Origin of the sequence: Paenibacillus amylolyticus (assembly GCF_051136285.1) — a bacterium.
In the GTDB taxonomy this organism is placed as follows: domain Bacteria; phylum Bacillota; class Bacilli; order Paenibacillales; family Paenibacillaceae; genus Paenibacillus; species Paenibacillus amylolyticus_F.
This window is the reverse complement of record NZ_CP194938.1, coordinates 1,468,035-1,483,720: the sequence shown is the minus strand read 5'-3', so window position 1 is coordinate 1,483,720 and position 15,686 is coordinate 1,468,035. Positions and strand designations below refer to the sequence as shown.

Genomic DNA, 15,686 nt, shown 5'->3' with positions numbered 1-15,686 from the left:
GGATGTACATCCAGAATATGCTTGATATAATGGTATGCATATGGATCTTTTGTTAAGAAGAGGAGTTGCTTATGTATCCCCCAAGATCACAGAAAAGCTCAGAAAAGAAAAAAGTAAGACGAAGCCGTAAAACAAAAATCAGGATCGTAAATGTAATCTTAATTGCAGCGATTGGTCTTATCGGTTTATATTACATGCTGAACACACGTGAAGAGCAACCGTCCCAGCCTGTGAATTCAGAGGTCTTGAAGCAGGATCCTCCTTCCGAAACGGAAGACAAGGGTGGAGGTGCACTGCATCAGTCAGATACTGAACCCGTTGATACACCGGATGAAAATTCTGCCGCGGTTGATGAGAAGCCAGAGGCAGAGCCGGGCAAAACTGGAGACAGCTCTGAATCGGGCACGGGTAAAACATCGGAGGCAGGCACTGAGAAGCCCGCAACTGGAACGAGGCCTTCAAGTACTGGAAAAGGAACTTCGGGTAAAACGGATGGAAACAAAGGAAATCCTTCTACCTCTGATGCATCCAAGGATGTCACCATTCATTTTGTCGGGGATATTCAATTTTCCGGAAAAGTTGCAGAACTGCTGGAGAAGAATGGATATAACTATCCATTTGCAAAGCTTGGCACAATGTTTAAGGATGACGATTTAACCATCGGTAATCTAGAGACTCCGGTGACCCATGGTGGCACAGGTGCTGCAGACAAAACATATGTGTATAAATCTTCGCCTAAAGCTTTGCAAGCGATGGCTGCAGCAGGATTTGACGCAGTTAATCTGGCGAACAACCACATCTTGGATCAAGGTGTGGAAGGTTTAGTGGATACATTGACTTATCTTAATGATTACGGTATTGCGCATGCTGGCGCGGGCATGAATGGCACGGAGGCTTACGAGCCTACCTATTTCGAACGTAAGGGCATGAAGATTGCCTTGCTTGGTTTCAGTCGGGTTGTTCCCGTAGCCAGCTGGAAAGCAGACGGGAATCGAGCTGGTGTGGCGGAAGCGTATGACTCTACAAGAGCAGTCGCAGCGATCCAGTCGGCGCGTAAGAAAGCGGATCTGGTTATCGTGGTAGCCCATTGGGGAGAGGAACGTGTGAGTACCCCGAATGCGGATCAAACGAGGCTTGCGCATGACTTTGTAGATGCTGGTGCTGATTTGATTATCGGTGGTCATCCTCATGTTTTGCAAGGGCTTGAGTACTACAAAGGCAAGTGGATTGCATATAGTACGGGGAATTTTATTTTTACGAGATCAACGAACGAAGAAACATGGAAAACAGCTGTCTTTCAGGCACGTTGCAGCCGTGATGCTGTATGCAGCATGAAAGTGATCCCGTATGAAGCTGCTCTTGGGCAGGCTGTGCCAATGCTTGATGATGCAAACCGGCTTCTGCTGGAACAGATGGCTAAGATGTCACCGGGTATTAGGGTTAATGCGGATGGAGCTGTTATGCCTAACTAAGGAGCATACTGCTGAGGAGAGATGATCATGAACAATCTGTGTGTGGCGCATCGTGGGTTTTCTTCCATTGCACCGGAGAACACGATGGCCGCTTTTAATATGGCGATGGAAAGACCGGAAGTTCAATGGATGGAACTGGATGTACAGTTATCCCGCGACGGCATACCTGTAGTGATCCACGATTTCACATTGGAGCGTACGACGAATCGCAAGGGTCGAGTGAAGGATATGGATTGGTCGGCGTTGAAACAACTGGATGCAGGATCATGGAAAGGCAAAAACTACACAGGCGAGCGCATTCCTTCCCTGAGTGAACTTCTGGATCGTTCATGCGGCAAAGTTCGTTTAAATATTGAACTGAAGACACAGGGGGACATGTATCCCGGCCTGCCCGCTGCCGTAATTCATGAAATTAGAAAAAGACATATGCAACATGATGTCGTTATCACTTCTTTCGAACCTGCCGCATTGGTTGAAGTGAAAAAGCTTGCGCCGGAATTAGAAACGGGTCTCATCATTGACGCCAAACCAGGGGATTTGCTTACAGCGTTGAAACAAATGCACTGCACGTTCCTCTCACTCGGACATACCAATGTGGATAAAGCGTTGATGAACCAGATGCACGCAGCAGGCATTCGGGTGATGGCATGGACAGTAGATGACAAGGCAAGTATGAAAAAGCTGGCTGCTATCGATCCAGACGTCATGATATGTACGAATCGCCCTGATGTTTGGGAAGACACGTTTCAGGAGACGAGCAGCCGGTTTTTTAGACCTTAGTTATCGTACCGTAGTTGAACTAACAAACGAAGCATTGAATCCAGCAAAGGTGGTTACGACTCTATGTTGACTGATATTCGCAATGTGTATTGTGTAGGACGAAACTATAAACTTCATGCCGAGGAACTCGGGAATGCGGTTCCGGATGAACCGATGATTTTTATGAAACCTTCCCATGCTGTTGTGCCTCTGAATGGAGAACTACTTGATCTGCCATTCGAGAAAGGCGAAGTTCACTATGAGGCTGAATTGATCATTCGTATTGGTCAGGATTACAAGCGCGGAGTGCGTGTCGATGAACTGGTCGATGCCTATGCGTTTGGGATTGATTTTACCCTCCGTGACGTGCAGACGGTAATCAAGAAAAAGGGACACCCGTGGATGGCTGCGAAAGGCTTCAAAAACTCCGCACCGATCACGGCGTTCCAGACATTCCCTGGAGCGGCTGCACTGCTCGAGAAGGATTTTACTTTGACCAAGAACGGGGTTCAGGTTCAGCGTGGTAATATCGGTAACATGATCTTTAGCCTGCAGGATATTGTGGATTATGTAGGTCATCATTATGGCCTGGGGCCGGGAGATATTATTTTCACGGGAACACCAGAGGGTGTAGGTGCTGCACAGGCAGGAGATGTGCTTGAACTGGTATGGGACGGTGAACCCATGGGGGCATGTACAATCAAGGCAGCGGACTAAACGATCAACAAAGTGATCCGCAAGATGTATGGCAATACAGCACAAATCAACATAGATTTGTGGTAGCGGGGGGCGTGCGTAATTGCGCTCCTTTTTGCGTTGCGCTGCCTTGAATCATTTTAGATCGAAGCGAAAGATGAACTAGATATATGCTCTGTTGGCACTCGCTGTGATCAGCTCTGCAACTTCCGTGGATTGAAGCGCGTGTTGCCGGGAGCTGATACTTCCGCTGGCAAGGCGCTCATCCAGCTGAGTCTGAAGCTGTTTGATCTGAATGGCGATGGCTTTGGCATAATTACCGCCGCTACTCTCTGCAATCGTTCGCAGTGAGTGTCCTTCATACAGCCTCTCTGCCAGTTCCTCTTCGGAAGCCTGGTTCAGCGCACTGAGCAGTTCATCGTCATCTTTCTCACTGCTGTTATCCAGGTCAACAATAGACCATTTCGGTTCAGGAATGGGAGAAATCGTAGATTTGCTCCATGCAGATCCGGCGAAAGACATCGTAACAATCATCGTACCTAGTATGAAAACTCTTTTCATATTCATAGTCGTGCTCCTCGTTTCTATCGTTGTGTACGAAATGAATCGCAGCTGTTCTCGTTGTTTGATCTGAATGTATTGTACCTCAGGAACCTGAAGCAAAACTTAAAATTAAATAAGGTTTTGTTTAGCTGCATGTTCGGTTTCGGCATTGGTCTTAAACCGTGGTATAATTAACTTTCAAAAATAAATAAACGTCATGTGGACGGTATAGTGATCACATGGAGGAGAGTTTATGGATTGGATGATTGGTGCTGTATGCGCTTCTCTGGTAGCAGGGGCTGCCTATGCAAAAAAATCGCTAACCCTGTCTGGATGCCTTGCAGCAATCCTGATGGGAACGATATATTACGGGGCAGGCAATCTGTTCTGGTTCGGCACACTGCTATTATTTTTCATCACGTCTACGCTTCTTTCGAGATTTCGTAAAGACCGAAAGCGGGAGATGGAGAAGTCTTATGCCAAGACGGGCAATCGGGATGTCGGGCAAGTGATGGCTAATGGCGGGATAGGCATGCTGTTATGTCTGGCAAACTGGTTCATTCCACATCCGGCGTGGATGTATGCTTTTATCGGGGTCATGGCGACGGTCACTTCGGACACATGGGCAACGGAAATCGGAAGTCTCAGCCGCAAGCCGCCTCGTTCTGTACTCACCTGGAAGGTGTTAACAGCGGGGGCTTCGGGTGGAGTTTCATTATTGGGTAGTTTCGCTGCGGCTTTGGGCGGGGCTGTTATTGGTGCAGGAGCTTTTGTTTTTGCATCGATTAGTAGTATAGATCAAACAGGATGGCTTAACTGGACATTAGTTGGACTGATCGGTGGGTTGGCGGGAGCGTTCGCGGATTCCTATCTGGGTGCAACGCTACAAAAGATGTATCGCTGTGCGGTATGCGGCCGTGAGGTTGAAGTTCATGAGCACTGTGGTCAACCAACGGTACGTGCTGGGGGCTGGTCATGGATGAGTAATGATCTGGTCAACGTACTAAGTTCGGTGATAGGCGCATGTGTAGCCATAGGGTTAGGTAGTATTTTGGCGTTATAGGGAGGGAATGCATCTTGAATACGGTGCAGGGAGATAAATCGGAAGCTATTTTGGATGCGGCCTACGGTATTTTTGGGTCGAAGGGGTTCTATGAAACCAAGATGTCCGATATTGCCGATGAGGCAGGCATTGCCAAAGGCACGATTTATTTATACTTTAAAAGCAAGGAACAATTGTTTGTCGCTGTATCCAAACGGGATTGTGACAGCTTTATCAGCCGTTTGGATTATGCACTGCAAGCATATGAGAATACGGGTGACAAACTCGGCGCCATAGCAAAGACACATCTGACGTATTATTATGAACGTCGCAATCATACCAAGTTATTTTTTATGGCACCGAATAATGATCCGGATTTGATGAAATTTATGAAAGCATTTATGAACGAATATATGAGTATGGTATGTAAGGTTCTTGAGAGTGCTGGTGTGCCTGAGCCTGTGCTGCTGGCTGAAGCCTATATCGGCATTTTGGATCGATTGAAGATGGATATCATGCTGAATCCCGAATTTAATGAGCAAGATCTGAACAAACGAATCGCTTTTGCGGCTGCATTGTTTTTAGACGGTTGTCGTTCCTTTCTGCGAGTATAAGCTGCTTTGGTCGATTGCGTAGTAAAGGTTAGCTTTATAGAAATAAAGCATTTCAAATTATAGAGAAGTGTGGGTAACGGGCAATGAATATAATGACGGTAGAACAAATTGCAAAAAGTTATGGCGAGAAAGTTCTGTTCAAAGATGCTTCATTTGGTATGGCGGATCAGGATAAAATCGGCGTTGTTGGTGTGAATGGTACGGGGAAATCCACGTTTTTGCGGGTCATTGCAGGTCTGGAGCCAGCGGATGAGGGACTGATCTCCATCGGTAATGACGTGCGAGTGCAGTTTCTGGCGCAGAATCCGGAATTTAATCCGAACAATACGGTTTTACAGCAGGTGTTCGAAGGTGATAGTGCTGAAATGAGAACGGTGCGCGAGTACACAGAAACGATGGAATTGCTTGAACTAAATCCATCGGATACTGCCCTGAATGAACGTCTGATGCGTCTGAATCAACAGATGGAGCAGCTCCAGCTTTGGCAGATGGAGAGTGAAGCAAAGAGCATTCTGTCCAAGCTCGGCATACAGCAATTCGATGCGCTTATGGGCGCATTGTCGGGCGGACAGCGAAAAAGGGTTGCCCTTGCTTCGGCGTTAATTCACCCTTGTGAACTGCTTATTCTGGATGAGCCGACGAACCATATTGATAATGATTCCGTTGTTTGGCTGGAACAGTATTTGCAGAAGCGCCGCGGCGCGCTGCTAATGATTACGCATGACCGGTACTTCCTGGATCGTGTAGCGAATGTCATGCTGGAGCTGGATCATGGACGTTTATTCCGTTATGAGGCAAATTATACGCGGTTTCTGGAATTGAAAGCTGAACGGGAAGAGCGGGAGTCGGCCACGGAGCAAAAGCGAAAAAATCTGCTGCGAACCGAGCTGGCCTGGATTCGCCGGGGAGCAAAAGCACGCACGACGAAACAAAAAGCAAGAATTGATCGCTTTGAACAACTCAAGGATCAGCAGGGAGTTCAACGTTCCGGCTCTCTGGAGGTGTCTGTTGGCTCTACACGTTTAGGTAAAAAGATATTGGAGATTGAACATCTCTCCAAATCAGTTGATGGTCGCAAGTTGATTGAAGATCTTAACTACATTGCTGTCCCTGGAGACCGGGTAGGTATTGTGGGTCCTAACGGTAGTGGTAAATCGACCTTGCTGCAGATGATTTCAGGTAGATTACAGCCGGGCGCTGGAGAGGTTGTTCTGGGACCAACCGTGAATCTGGGCTACTTTACACAAGAGCATCAGGAAATGGATGAAACGCTACGAGTCATCGAATACATCAAGGAAGTGGCCGAAAATGTGAAAACAGCAGACGGTTCACTGATTACCGCATCCCAGATGCTCGAACGTTTTTTGTTTAACCCGACAGCTCAATGGACACCGATTGCCCGGTTGTCTGGCGGAGAGAAACGCCGTTTGTATCTGCTTCGCATTTTGATGGCAGCTCCGAATGTGCTGTTACTGGATGAGCCGACCAATGACTTGGATATTCAAACACTTGCTGTGCTTGAAGACTACCTGGATGAGTTTCCGGGTGTTGTGTTTGTTGTATCCCATGATCGCTATTTCCTTGATCGTACAGTGGATAAAGTGCTGTCGTTTGAGGGGAATGGAGCGGTACGTGTGCATGTTGGTGATTACAGTGAATATGCGGAATGGATGCTGAAAAATGCTCCTGGAAATCAGGAAAGCAGTGCTGGAGCAGCCAGGAAACAGGTAATCGAGAAAAGTTCAGAGACTTCCGCTGCAACGCAGGCAAAACCTAAACTGAAATTCAGTTTCAAAGAACAGCGTGAATATGATGAGATCGATGAAAACATCGAGAAGGCCGAAGCGAATCTGGCCCGGATTAACAAGGAGATGGAAGAATCCTTCAGCGATTCAGCTCGTCTGCAGGAGTTAATGGCGGAGCAGGCCGAGGCAGAGCGTCATCTGGATGAATTGATGGAGCGCTGGACTGTACTGAACCAGCTCGCGGAGCAGATTCAGCAGAGCAAATCCTAATCTGCATCATGCATGCAAAACAGATCATTGCCTTTCTTCGTAAGTTGGCTGAATGCCGCTTTGAAGAGGGCATTTTTTATAGAAATATGGAAAACGTATTAAACATGGGTAATAAATATGAAACGGAAGTGCTGTTTATCGCGTTGTATTAGTAAACAATTCCATAGAAGGGAGCGAACACTATATTGATGAACACAGAAATTAATGAACAGCTCGCCGTACTTAAGGAAAAAGGCAGAATCTATGAGAAATGGACGAAACGTCTCCATAAACTCCAAGCTGAGGAGGAACAATGGCAAACGAAGGTGGAGCATTGCACGTCAGTGCTTCAGAAGGAACAGAGAGATGTTGATCGACTGAATGGTACGAGCTTGGCCTCTTTTTTCTATGATCTGATCGGCAAGAAGACTGAACGGCTGGAGAGAGAAGAGTTGGAATTGCTTGAGAGCAAGGCGGCATATGATACGGCATGTCGGATGTTACAGGATGTACAAGAACAGCGTTTACAAGTTGAGCAAGAAATCCAGAGACAACAGCAATATCAGTACTGGGAGAGTGACTATCAGATATTGTGGGGCAAGAAAGAGGACCGCTTACTCAAACAGGATGAAGAACTGCAACATCTAGCCGAAGAACGGGAACATCTGGCGAGTGAGCTACAGGAACTTAATGAGGCTCTCAGAGAAGGTGAGTATCTGGTATATGCGCTTGAACGTGCCGAGAAAGCCCTGGAATCAGCGGGGAATTGGGGCATCTATGACATGATGGGTGGAGGTGTGCTCTCCACGCATATCAAGCGTAGCCGTATGGATGATGCGCAAGTAGCTATTATAGATGCGAGCAAACGCCTGCGGCGTTTTCAGAAGGAGTTAGAAGATGTAGAGATGGCAGTCCGTGCTGATTTGAATCTGGGAGGTTTGTTATCTTTTGCAGACTATTTCTTTGATAATTTCTTTGTGGATTGGATGGTTCAGGACAAAATTCGTAGCGCCGAAAAACAGGTCAGACATGGATTTAATATGGTGCGCCAGACAATACAGGTATTACAGGGTGAAATTAAGGATCACGAAGCACAGCTCCAGTTTAAGGAACGTCAATATCACGAATATGTTGAGCAGGCCTGACTTATGGTCGTGTTAAACATTGCAGCTAGTTCCAAATAAAGGACGCCTCCCCTCCATGCATGCTGGTCATGTGCGGAGAAGAGGTGTCCTTGTGTCATTTGAGGCGGATTATGTGAACTAAAAAAACAGAGGAAAGTTACTTCTTCCTACTTGGTAGTAATGTATGCGGCAAGTAGTCGTGCTGTATTTATCACCGCGTTTTTATGAGTGCGTTCCATGGAGTGCGAAGCGTGGACTCCAGGGCCGATTAAGGCTGCACGAATGTTGTTACCGCCACGTAGAGCAGCACTTCCGTCTGAACCATATTGGGGATAAATGTCTACCACATAATCCATGCCATCCTGTTGAGCAAGTTGAATAAGACGGCTTGTCATATCATAGTCATAAGGACCGGAAGAGTCCTTTGCACATATAGATACATCGGTTTCTTTACAACTCAGATCATCACCCATCGCGCCCATATCAACAGCGATCATTTCGCTAATTTCTGGCGGGATATAAGCAGCACCGTGTCCCACTTCTTCATAGTTTGAGATCAATAAGGAAACATTATGTACGGGTTTCCAGCCTTCACGATGTGCAGATTCAAGGATGCCGAACAGGGCGGCAACGCTGGCTTTATCATCCAGATGGCGAGATTTGATATAACCGCTTGGTGTAATGACAGCACGCGCATCAAAGGATATAAAGTCGCCTACACCAACGCCTAGCTTTAAGACATCTTCTTTGGATGATACAACTTCATCGATGCGGACTTCCATATGATTTTCCGAGCGCTCAAACGTACGGGCATCAGGATATACGTGTACGGATGGATGCAGAGAAAGAATGGTTCCGGTGTAAACCTTGCCATCCCTTGTGTGAATGGAACAATACTCGTTCTCGATACTATGCATCGTAAAACCGCCTACGGAGGTCAATTTCAACGTGCCATAAGGGGTGATAGACCGAACCATTGCACCAAGCGTATCTACATGCGCACTTAGAGCAATGGTTCTGGAAGGATCTTCACCAGGTAACGTAAGCATAGCCCCACCTTTGTTATTCAGTTCACAGGAGATATTGAGAGATTGGGCTTCCTTGTGGATCATCTCTATAATGTGATGAGTGTATCCGCTGGGACTTGGTGTATCAAGTAACTTTTTTAAAAAAGATAAAACGTATGATTCATTAATGGTAAAACTCATCGTTATATTCCTCCTTAATCATGCAGGCGTTGATTCAATAGAACCAAACAGAATACAGCCTGTCTGGCGAAGAATGATGTGCATTCCAGTTCCGCCGGCAGGCTGTCTCTTATTTCTACAACGTACCTGGATTATTTCCTTTGTGTTGACTCTGGATGGAGTCATTGTGTAACTGGCTGTCATGTTCAGGTTCGTTTGAACCTGTGGAATTCAAGTTATCATACGAAACAGGTACAGCCTCGCTGACTGCAGAAGCTTCCAGTTCAGCCACACGCAGATGAAGACGTTTGTTCTCCCGTTGAAGACGATACTGGCGGTATATTCCGTATGAACCTACAATAATACCGCCAATTAGTGTACAGCCCAAAATAAGCAAAATTAACGGAATCCGAACGGTGTTAAACAGAAGATTAACTTGAACAGAATCTACATTAATGACTGCGAAAATACCTGTAAGCAGGGCAAAAACAAGACCCGCTATAAGCGCCCATTGCATTTTCATGATGTTGCCTCCTTGTTGTTGACCAATTGTGAACTAAACTGCATTACCCTTTTTCAAGCAGACTGCATCTTGCTTGATTATAAAATCCCTTGCCCGCCTGGGGCAAGGGATATAGATTACAGGGATGTACCCCCTTATTTGGTCAACTGTTCCATCTGCTCGATCAATTCCTTGAATACACTCATCGCTTCACGAATAGGCTGTGGCGACGACATATCGACACCTGCTTTTTTCAAAATATTGATGGAGTAGTCGCTGCCGCCACTCTTCAGGAAACCGAGATAACGTTCCACTGCAGGTTGACCTTCTTCCAGGATTTGCTTGGAGAAGCTGGTGGCTGCCGAGAATCCGGTAGCATATTTATAAACATAGAAGCTGTTATAGAAGTGGGGAATACGTGCCCATTCCATCTCGATATCTTTGTCAACGACCATATCTTTACCATGATATTGTACATTCAGATCATAGTAAATTTCGGATAGAAGCTGTGGTGTAAGTGCTTCGCCCTGTTCTGCACGTTCATGAATAATTTTCTCGAACTCAGCGAACATGGTCTGACGGAATACAGTCGTTCTGAACTGATCTGCATAATAGGTAAGCAAATACAGTTTTTCCTTCGGATCGGTGGATTTGTTCAGCATATAATCCATGAGAAGTGCTTCGTTTGTGGTTGAAGCTACTTCTGCCAGGAAAATGGTATACTGCGCATCACGATACGAAAGGGTTGTGTCGGAATAATGCGAGTGCAGGGCATGACCCATCTCATGCGCCAATGTGAACATACTGTTCAGATTGTCCTTATGATTAAGCAGTACATACGGGTGAGTACCGTAAGCTCCCCAGGCATATGCGCCAGAGCGTTTGTTTTCATTTTCGTAAACATCAATCCATCGGTTGTCATATCCGGACTGAAGAGCGTCTGCATATTCTTTGCCAAGCGGCGCCAGACCTTCCTTCACAGTCTTTTTAGCTTCCTCATAGGTAATGCCCATTTTGTATTCATCCACAAGTGGAGCGAACAGATCATACATATGCAGCTGGTCTACACCAAGCAGCTTTTTACGCAGATCCATATAACGGTGCAAGAGCGGAAGACTTTCATGGATCGTGTCCACCAAGTTGGTATACACATCCGTTGGGATATTGTCACCATACAGATTCATTTCCATTACAGAAGGATATTTGCGTACGTTGGCATAAAACATATTTTTGGTCACATTGGCATTTAACGCTGCGGCAATAGTATTTTTCTGCTTTGCGTAGGTCTCATATACCGCTTTGAAAGCACGTTCCCGAACTTCACGGTTTGGATTTTCCAGAAATTGAATGTAGCTGCCGTGAGTCAATTCAACTTCTTTGCCATTCTCATCCTTAATACGTGGAAACTTAAGATCTGCATTGTTCAACATGCTGAAAATGGTTTGGGGAGCCTGAGACAGGTTACCGACCTGTGCAAGCAGTGCTTCTTCAGCCTGACTTAATACATGGGCCTTTTCCCGTTTCATCTCTTCCAGAGTGAAGGAGTAAGCAGATAGTTGTTCATTTTTAATAAGAGCGTCAAGTTCCGAATCTGGCAAAGAAAGAATCTCAGGTGTAACAAAAGAAAGTGCTTCTCCTACCCGTACACCGAGTTTCTGAGCTTTTTGGGAGAGGTTTTGATATGTAGGGTTAGCTGTGTCTTCATCTTGATGCATGCGAGCATATACGAAAAGCCGTTCAAGCTTGAGCCCGATTTCGTCTTCGAATTCAAAGCTGGCTTTAAGGACGTCCGGCTGATTTAATTTGCCTTGGAATTCGGAGGCTTTTTTCATCATAGAAGATACTTCTTCATATTCCTGATCCCAAGCCTTCTGATCGGCAAATAAATCTTCCAGTTTCCAAGTATGCTCGGCTGGTACTTCGGAACGTTTCAATAGTTTACTCATGGGAATCCTCCTTTGATTATGTGCTTTATGTGCTGAAAATATCGGCATAGCCGCCTTCGTCTCCTGTGCATATGCGTCAGGAGATGAAGGAATCAGACTAAGAGCCAGAAGAACAGATAACGATTTCTGATATTTCAACAGCCTTCCTCCTTACCATACGAATAACTTAGAAAAATTAAATCCAAATAACTTCGTATAGTATGACCTGGGCACAGCTGAAATATTTGAGCGCCTTGAACCGGGTGTAATCACATTGAGTATCTTGAATCAGGCTCCCATGTTAACGAGGTAATATACGATGAGGAAAAAGGCAAAGCAAACGAGCAACGTAGCGATTAGCGCCATTCCTCTTCTTAGACGATCCGGGACGGAATTACGTCCCAGGATCAGAGCAAACCCGAGTACAAAGGCAAGGATGATAAAGATAACGACATTGCCTGAATCCAGCTGCATCGATTAAACTCCCTTGAAGGCTGCCATTAGCGCACGCCATTCATCTTCGCGATTTTCGAAATCCTCCTTCGGAAAACGACGCTCAGCCCAATGCATCAATGCCGGACGGCTGAGGAAGGTATGGCATTCTTCGCCCCACTCTTCGGAAATTTCCCGTAGAACGAGATATTTGCCTTGGACTTCTACAGTCATCATATTCCACTTGTCTGTTTTGTATATTTCGTGTTTTTTTATCATAGGTAGTCTCCAAACTAACGGTTTTGGTAAAATGATACCGTACCCTACGATGCAAAGCAAATTTTTTCATCATTTATGGAAAAGAAAAATTGCAAATTGGAAGCCCATACAGTATAATGAGGGTATTCGCCATAGATGGCGATATTTTTAGGAGGTTGTTCATTTGAAAGGTACAGTTAAATGGTTTAACGCAGAAAAAGGCTATGGCTTTATTTCAGTTGAAGGCGGCGAGGACGTATTCGTACATTTCTCCGCAATCCAAGGCGACGGCTTTAAAACATTGGAAGAAGGTCAAGCGGTAGAATTTGAAATCACTGATGGAAACCGTGGTCCTCAAGCAGCTAACGTAACTAAATTGTAAGATTCTTCCGTTTACCGGACTTCTTATAAATCTATTATAGCTGAACATAACAAACACAAGCACAGTCCCCAATTGGAGGCTGTGCTTTTTTTGATTTTGCAAAACTTATGATGAACGATTGGTTAACGTACGCAATAATTGGATACCAAAACCAACCAGAGCAGCCAGGGCAAAGGCCATTGCCGTAAGATAAAATGTCTGTCGTCCAGTATGCTCAAGCAGCAAGCCGCCTAAGGTTCCGCTAAAAAGTCCAGATGCACTCGACCAGACGATAGTAAAGAGAGCCATGCCTGTTGCGCGGAAATCATCTGGAACCAGTCGGGTTATATAACGAACGGCAGTGACATAGAAGATACCAAAGGTAACACTGTGCATGGTCTGAATGAGAACAACGGCAGCAGGTGTATGAGAAACAGACATGAACAGTAATCGAATGGTATACATTAAGGCCGCCAAGGTGAGGAGCGGGAGTTCTTTATACTTATTTCCATATTTGCTCAGTAGCAAAAATATCGGGATTTCACTCACCGAAGAGATGAGTAATGACCAGCCAATCAATCCTTCACTCGCACCCAAATCTTTGAGTGTTATTGTCAGAAAGGCTTCGTTCATTCGATGTCCCATAGCGAGCAGGAACACGCACCCGAAAAAGATAAGAACTTCTCTGCGCTTCAGGATAGCCCACAGACCCGATAATTCCATTTTGCTACCGCCACCGGAGGGTTGATCACGTAGTTGAAAGCTGATCAGTAATGTCACAGCCGCAAGGCTGATGCAAATTCCCATCGTCCATTCGGCACCAAAGGAGCCCAAAAGATAACCGATGCTAAGGGCGAAAAAAGCGTATCCAATGGAGCCGAAAACCCGAATGGACGTAAAGTTACGACCGTATTTGCTCGCCGTTGTAATGGCCATCGTATCCGAAAGAGGGTAGACCGGATAATAGAAAAAGTAAAATAAAGTTACGAGTATAAACACTTCTCCAAAGCTCGATGCATTGGCCAGCAGGACACCAGTGATTAATTGCCCGCCAAGCAATAGGATCATTACTTTCCGTACCGTCTTGTATTTGTCGCTCGCCATACTCCAAAACATATTGGAGAATACAGAGATGAGCGGACCGATGCCATACAGGTAACCAATCTCGGCCGGACTGAAGCCAAGGTGACTGAAGTAAAGCTGGAAGTAGGATACCACCAGTGCGGTAGAACCAAAGATGGTGAACATTAGTGCCCGAAGCCAGTTCTGATCTGGCCGGGCAGTGTGGCTTAATTTCATGACGAGAAACTCCATTCTTGAATGCGATTCAGCTTTTCATTTATTTTGATTATCGTGTTTCAAAGATTCGATTAGCTTTTGATGGATGAAGAGCCGCGAGATGGCGGTACAGACATCGTTGGTTCCTTTTGCGTGCGTCGGATTACCAACCAGACTATAACTAGTTCTGCAAGCAAACCGATGGATTGAGCGGCTGCCCCGATCATGCCATTCCAAGCGGGAAAGATGCTGACCAGAATAAGTAATACTATGATGGTGCAGATGGCATTGGCGCTCTGCGAACGAAACATCGTTTTGGTCTGTCCGCGAAGCAGGATAAGGCCGTTACTGAAATCCAAAAATGGGGAAATCAGTGGGAAGAGCACAAAAGCGCGCAGTGTCCATAGACTTTGTTCAAGCAGCTGTCCCTGAACGCTCATAATATTTTCTAATACCCATGGTCCCAGAGGGGTATATGCAATGGAGACGGTCATAGCGAACGGAATAAAACCTGTAATGAGCGCAAATTTCCTAACGAGCTTGGCATCAATCATATAGAAGTTGAGCACGATCTGATGAATATAGGTGAAAAAGCTCAGCATGAGCTGCATCAGACTGCTCGCTACAGCAAACGAAGAGATAGCCAGCGCGATTCCAGTTGTTTTGCCAAGCACGATGTTAATCACGGGACCTATAAAAAGAGCTACAAAGCTGGAAAGAAGCAATGGTTTGTAGAAACGATACACATCACCCTTACTTTCTACAGGATGCTCTTCGAGCTTCGCTGGCATTTTTCGCATAATACTTCTGCCCTCCAAGTAGCTGACAAGGGCTTCAATCATCATACCTGCAGCAAATATGATAGCGCCTACACGTCCACTGTTAATGGAGTCTGTGTAGATGAAATACAGAGATAATCCATACATACCTGCTAATCGAAATATCATGCCAATGGTGAGCCATTTGGTTCGGTTGTTCGTGATGATAATGCCCTGATAGATATTACGGATGACAGAAAAAATACTCACATACATCAGGATTTCGTAAACGTCGATCACTTTGTCCAGCAGATCGGGGCTTACGCCGAATAGATATTTGAACACCCCGGTACCTAAGGGGGAGTATACGATAAGAAACCCAATCAGTAACACGCAGGCCAGAAATATTTTGGTTACAAACGTAAGAGCCTGAAAAGAGAGGCGGTCACGAACCAGCGCAGAACAGGTTTGGCGCAGTAAAGTGGAGGGGCGCTCCGTGAGGGTCAGCAAACTTCCGGCAATGGCATAACTTGCAATTACAGTCTCTGGATGAGCAGAACGTGCTAGTGTGCTGTTAATAATTACATGCGATATGGTAACAAGAGAGGCCGAGATGCCAAGCGGCACAAAAAAAGAAAATAACCGTCTCCACGAAAGTGGTTCATCTGACGACATGTCAACGACTCCTTTGATGGATAGAAATATGCATAGTATATCATAAAGCTTTGGGTGGGGATGCGA

At 45.7% G+C, this 15,686-nt stretch carries 17 protein-coding genes; 9 read left to right on the top strand and 8 right to left on the bottom strand.

Features of this window, described 5'->3' with window-relative positions:
• The first annotated feature begins 71 nt into the window (after positions 1-71).
• The 3 genes from ACR8BL_RS06615 (at position 72) to ACR8BL_RS06605 (ending at position 2,948) form a co-directional block, all read left to right on the top strand.
• Positions 72-1,472, top strand: a complete 1,401-nt coding sequence (locus tag ACR8BL_RS06615; protein ID WP_434751868.1) for a CapA family protein — start codon at positions 72-74, stop codon at positions 1,470-1,472.
• 27 nt (positions 1,473-1,499) lie between these two features.
• The gene (locus ACR8BL_RS06610) at positions 1,500-2,252 is read left to right on the top strand and encodes a glycerophosphodiester phosphodiesterase (RefSeq protein WP_434751867.1); all 753 of its coding nucleotides are present in this window, start codon (positions 1,500-1,502) and stop codon (positions 2,250-2,252) included.
• A gap of 63 nt (positions 2,253-2,315) precedes the next feature.
• Positions 2,316-2,948: a fumarylacetoacetate hydrolase family protein gene (locus tag ACR8BL_RS06605; protein WP_434751866.1), complete on the top strand. Its 633-nt coding sequence runs from the start codon at positions 2,316-2,318 to the stop codon at positions 2,946-2,948.
• Positions 2,949-3,089: 141 nt separating this feature from the next.
• On the opposite strand, the gene ACR8BL_RS06600 is transcribed toward ACR8BL_RS06605, so the two are convergent.
• Positions 3,090-3,494: a hypothetical protein gene (locus ACR8BL_RS06600; protein ID WP_434751865.1), complete on the bottom strand. Its 405-nt coding sequence runs from the start codon at positions 3,492-3,494 to the stop codon at positions 3,090-3,092.
• A 229-nt stretch (positions 3,495-3,723) separates the two neighbouring features.
• Here ACR8BL_RS06600 and ACR8BL_RS06595 point away from each other — a divergent pair, with 229 nt between their 5' ends.
• The 5 genes from ACR8BL_RS06595 to ACR8BL_RS06575 all read left to right on the top strand — a co-directional run bounded on the left by ACR8BL_RS06595 (position 3,724) and on the right by ACR8BL_RS06575 (position 8,265).
• A complete protein-coding gene (locus tag ACR8BL_RS06595; protein WP_434751864.1) occupies positions 3,724-4,533 on the top strand; it encodes a DUF92 domain-containing protein in 810 nt (269 codons plus the stop codon).
• A gap of 14 nt (positions 4,534-4,547) precedes the next feature.
• Complete coding sequence (locus ACR8BL_RS06590) at positions 4,548-5,126, top strand: TetR/AcrR family transcriptional regulator (protein ID WP_434751863.1); 579 nt, start codon at positions 4,548-4,550, stop codon at positions 5,124-5,126.
• A gap of 83 nt (positions 5,127-5,209) precedes the next feature.
• The gene (locus ACR8BL_RS06585) at positions 5,210-7,141 is read left to right on the top strand and encodes an ABC-F family ATP-binding cassette domain-containing protein (protein WP_434751862.1); all 1,932 of its coding nucleotides are present in this window, start codon (positions 5,210-5,212) and stop codon (positions 7,139-7,141) included.
• Between the two features lie 8 nt (positions 7,142-7,149).
• The gene (locus tag ACR8BL_RS06580) at positions 7,150-7,293 is read left to right on the top strand and encodes a hypothetical protein (RefSeq protein ID WP_434751861.1); all 144 of its coding nucleotides are present in this window, start codon (positions 7,150-7,152) and stop codon (positions 7,291-7,293) included.
• A 36-nt stretch (positions 7,294-7,329) separates the two neighbouring features.
• Positions 7,330-8,265: a hypothetical protein gene (locus ACR8BL_RS06575; protein ID WP_434756614.1), complete on the top strand. Its 936-nt coding sequence runs from the start codon at positions 7,330-7,332 to the stop codon at positions 8,263-8,265.
• Positions 8,266-8,411: 146 nt separating this feature from the next.
• Here the strand turns inward: ACR8BL_RS06575 and ACR8BL_RS06570 are convergent, their stop codons facing one another.
• The 5 genes from ACR8BL_RS06570 to ACR8BL_RS06550 all read right to left on the bottom strand — a co-directional run bounded on the left by ACR8BL_RS06570 (position 8,412) and on the right by ACR8BL_RS06550 (position 12,569).
• Positions 8,412-9,452 (bottom strand): M42 family metallopeptidase, encoded by a 1,041-nt coding sequence (locus tag ACR8BL_RS06570; protein ID WP_434751859.1) that lies wholly within the window; start codon positions 9,450-9,452, stop codon positions 8,412-8,414.
• A 115-nt stretch (positions 9,453-9,567) separates the two neighbouring features.
• Positions 9,568-9,954: a LapA family protein gene (locus ACR8BL_RS06565; protein ID WP_434751858.1), complete on the bottom strand. Its 387-nt coding sequence runs from the start codon at positions 9,952-9,954 to the stop codon at positions 9,568-9,570.
• A gap of 134 nt (positions 9,955-10,088) precedes the next feature.
• Positions 10,089-11,879 carry an oligoendopeptidase F gene (pepF, locus tag ACR8BL_RS06560; protein ID WP_434756613.1) on the bottom strand — a complete coding sequence of 597 codons (1,791 nt, stop codon included), beginning with the start codon at positions 11,877-11,879 and terminating at the stop codon, positions 10,089-10,091.
• 267 nt (positions 11,880-12,146) lie between these two features.
• Complete coding sequence (locus ACR8BL_RS06555; RefSeq protein WP_434751856.1) at positions 12,147-12,332, bottom strand: hypothetical protein; 186 nt, start codon at positions 12,330-12,332, stop codon at positions 12,147-12,149.
• 3 nt (positions 12,333-12,335) lie between these two features.
• The gene (locus tag ACR8BL_RS06550; RefSeq protein ID WP_434751855.1) at positions 12,336-12,569 is read right to left on the bottom strand and encodes a hypothetical protein; all 234 of its coding nucleotides are present in this window, start codon (positions 12,567-12,569) and stop codon (positions 12,336-12,338) included.
• A gap of 163 nt (positions 12,570-12,732) precedes the next feature.
• On the opposite strand from ACR8BL_RS06550, the gene ACR8BL_RS06545 reads away from it, so the two are divergent.
• Positions 12,733-12,930 carry a cold shock domain-containing protein gene (locus ACR8BL_RS06545; RefSeq protein ID WP_056700251.1) on the top strand — a complete coding sequence of 66 codons (198 nt, stop codon included), beginning with the start codon at positions 12,733-12,735 and terminating at the stop codon, positions 12,928-12,930.
• 105 nt (positions 12,931-13,035) lie between these two features.
• On the opposite strand, the gene ACR8BL_RS06540 is transcribed toward ACR8BL_RS06545, so the two are convergent.
• On the bottom strand, positions 13,036-14,208 hold the full coding sequence (locus ACR8BL_RS06540; RefSeq protein ID WP_434751854.1) for an MFS transporter: 1,173 nt from the start codon (positions 14,206-14,208) through the stop codon (positions 13,036-13,038).
• 71 nt (positions 14,209-14,279) lie between these two features.
• On the bottom strand, positions 14,280-15,620 hold the full coding sequence (locus ACR8BL_RS06535) for a multi antimicrobial extrusion protein MatE (protein WP_434751853.1): 1,341 nt from the start codon (positions 15,618-15,620) through the stop codon (positions 14,280-14,282).
• Between the last annotated feature and the right edge of the window lie 66 nt (positions 15,621-15,686).